3 protein-coding genes are annotated in these 2,985 nt (G+C 63.5%); 1 reads left to right on the forward strand and 2 read right to left on the reverse strand.

Annotation, left to right across the window (positions count from 1 at the left end):
- Window positions 1–197 precede the first annotated feature (197 nt).
- Window positions 198–518: a hypothetical protein gene (locus ACIBKY_RS55350; protein ID WP_397110769.1), complete on the reverse strand. Its 321-nt coding sequence runs from the start codon at window positions 516–518 to the stop codon at window positions 198–200.
- Window positions 519–1,243: 725 nt separating this feature from the next.
- On the opposite strand from ACIBKY_RS55350, the gene ACIBKY_RS55355 reads away from it, so the two are divergent.
- Window positions 1,244–1,507: a hypothetical protein gene (locus ACIBKY_RS55355; protein WP_397110771.1), complete on the forward strand. Its 264-nt coding sequence runs from the start codon at window positions 1,244–1,246 to the stop codon at window positions 1,505–1,507.
- Window positions 1,508–1,837: 330 nt separating this feature from the next.
- On the opposite strand, the gene ACIBKY_RS55360 is transcribed toward ACIBKY_RS55355, so the two are convergent.
- Window positions 1,838–2,362, reverse strand: a complete 525-nt coding sequence (locus ACIBKY_RS55360; RefSeq protein ID WP_397110773.1) for a hypothetical protein — start codon at window positions 2,360–2,362, stop codon at window positions 1,838–1,840.
- Window positions 2,363–2,985 lie beyond the last annotated feature (623 nt).

The following is a 2,985-nucleotide window of genomic DNA, read 5'->3' on the forward strand; positions in this document are numbered from 1 at the left end:
ACTGCGCTGCTGCCCGCATCGAGCTACCGCGATCGTGCAGGCCATCCTCGTACTTCAGACTGCTGAAGATGGCCGCTGATCAAGATGGAAAAGGCGCCCTGCCTGGGATTTGATCTCTTCTGAGTCTGTTCCCACTCACGTGCCAGACCAGTTGATCAAGGTTCCGACGGAGCCGGCCCGTCACTGGCCACGCAACCTCAACGCAGGCCGGAGCGGATGCGCCGTCTCACCAAGACGATCAGCAGTATCTGGATGACGAGCATCACCAGCGCGATCAGTCCTGACGCAGCGGATACCTCTTCCTCGGAAAGCCCCCAAGCGCATTCTGTTATGTTCCCGCCCTCGTACACGACGCAGTCGCGCCCGAGGGTTGCGGCAGTGATGAACCAGTTGAGGATCAGAAGGGGGATCGCGCCCAGGGCAAGGGCCGGCGTGATATACGCCGACTTTTCTGCCGGCGGCTCCGTCTTCGCCGGAACAGGTTCGAGAGGTCTGCCTGTATCCGAATCAGAGGTCACGCCGAACACGTAAGCACAGGCGACCGATCGCGTGCCAGATCCGTGCCAGAACAGACGGGGAATTGCGGGCACTCACGGACACTCAGGATCAACGGCCCGCCCTGACCTGCACCCCCGTTTCCTCAGCTCAACCTGACATGATCAGTAGCCGGTTCCCCAGCTGACAGCGCGGGTTCGATTCCCGTCACCCGCTCCACAACGTGAGGCGCTTCGCGCCTGAGGGCTCAGGCTGTCCTTCCGGTCGAGCCGCGGGCTCGACCCCTGAAGGGCCTCGCTCCGGTCGGGCCCCCTCCTCGCCCCACCCCGTCACTCAGCCAAGTGGTCAACCAGTCGGACCCACCCTGGCGCCAAAGGCGCTCTAGCGTCGTCTTGGAGAGCTTGCGCCATGCGGTGAGCCGCTCGCAGCGGTGAAACGCCTCGACATCACTCACACCGGCAATGCCCGCACGCAGTATGACGCGAGGCACCAGAAGCCCGATGTCAGAGCCGCCGCGTCCGCTTATCGGGCCTCCAAGACGACCTCACTGTCGTGAACCCTGAACCGCCCGCAAGACCGGCTCAGGCCGAGACGGCGGAGCGCCTTGAGCTTCACGTCTACGACGAGACGGGCCGCGGTACAGCAATGCGATCGACAAATTCAAGGCCGCCGACACATCCTGCGGATGCTCAATTTCGAATAGAGCTGGCCGGGGTTCTCCGGCGTCCCGACCAATGCAGGAGCAGATATGCAAGCTGACATCTCCCGCCCTACCCGCCGCTGGGTCCGGCTGCTGGCATCGCTGGCTGTCGCGACCGCCGGCCTCACCGTCGCTGGTGCCGTTAGCACGGCGACACCCGCAAGCGCCTGCTGCTTCGAGGGCCGGCACCCCGACGAAGAGGGGTTCGTGGTCGTCGAGCGCGACGGTTTCGGCAACTACGACTATGTCTACGAAAGCGGGCGGGTCCGGGAGTATCGCAACTTCACGTTCTTCCGCGAGTACCGCCGCTGACGACTAACGCCTGTCCCCTGCTGGCAGTCTGTCAGCGGGGGCGGGTGCCGTACCGCTGATCTGGCACGGACGTCCCCGAATGCGGTACGAGAAGATCACCTACACCATGCGCCGGAAGGATCCGGCCAAGGTGACGCGTCCGCGCCTCTGGACCAGCGTTCACGATCGGAACAACGCACAACGAGATCACGGCGAACGGCCCGCCGCGCGCACGCCATGATCGTCGTGCGATTGGACGAGGGCAACCCATGGCCGCTCAGGACCGGTTTCCCGCCCAACTCAGCGCTCTGACGACCCGGATCATTGTTGTTCCCAAAAGACCGGTTAGATTCAAGTCAGGAAATGCTGGACGGCTTCGTCCGGAGTTTTCAGCACGGCCGCGTCATACTGTGGCGCAGGCCATATCTGAAGGTAGTGATCATCTACCGCGCAACGCTCTTCACCTATTCCTCGGATGTGGTATCGCAAGCGGTAGACACCGGGACCAGAAAGCAACGAGGAAAGGTTGTGTGCCTTTTCGTCGTACCAATCCATGATCCATCCCACCAGGAAGACCTCGCCCGACGGGGACTCGTAACCGATCTCCACGATTTCCTCATAGCCGTCAAGGTCAGCGCCTGGATCCCGGTCGGCCACGGTCACCGTAAAGGGGATCTCGCCCCACTGGGTGGCGATGTTCAGGCTTAGGAGACCTCTCTGCTCTAATCTGACGCGCCCGGCGGAGTGGATCCGTGCGTCGGCCGGCAGGTCGGTGGTCTCGAAGTCCCCGCGATCCATGAGATAGACCTGACCACAGTCCTCCACCTCCACGTCCACCCGTATCGTGCGCACATCAGAAGATTCGTCTCTGCTCATGGGCGGGAAGCATAGAGTCCGTCCACGACAATTTCGGCTGCGTGACCGGGCTGCCCGTGTGCCGGAACGGCGAGGATCAGCGGTGTCACTCGGCCATTCCTGGCCTGCGTTCCGTTTTTCCAGCTCAGAGGGACACGGTCAGTAGCCGGTTCCCGAGCGACAGCGCGGGTTCGATTCTCGTCACCCGCTCCAAAAGGGAAGGTCTTCGCTTCTGGAGCGCTTGGGGGCTTCAGGCGGCCCTTCCAGCCGAGCCAACAGCTCGATCCCTGAAGGCCCCTCCCTTCGATCGGGTGCCCTACTTGAGGCCCCACCCGTCGCCCATGTTGGATCCCACCCTGATCCCAAGATGCTTCGCTTCGCGCGTACGTTGAAGAGCTTGCACATCCAGTTGTTCGCCCGCAGCGGCGAAGCGCCACAACATCCCCGGGCGGCTGCGCCGCAGCACGTGGCCCTCCCTGCGCGGGCGCGCGCCTGAGTCCGGTACCGCACCGGGAACCGCGCACCCGGAGGGCAAGGCCGCCGAGCCGTACAGTGAACGCTTTTCATCCTCACGTTGCTGGCGCAACTCGGCGATTCTGCAGGACGGCGATGGCCTTGCACAGGTGGCCGGCCTTGGATGGGCT

It is taken from the genome of Nonomuraea sp. NPDC050394 (assembly GCF_044459065.1).
In the GTDB taxonomy this organism is placed as follows: domain Bacteria; phylum Actinomycetota; class Actinomycetes; order Streptosporangiales; family Streptosporangiaceae; genus Nonomuraea.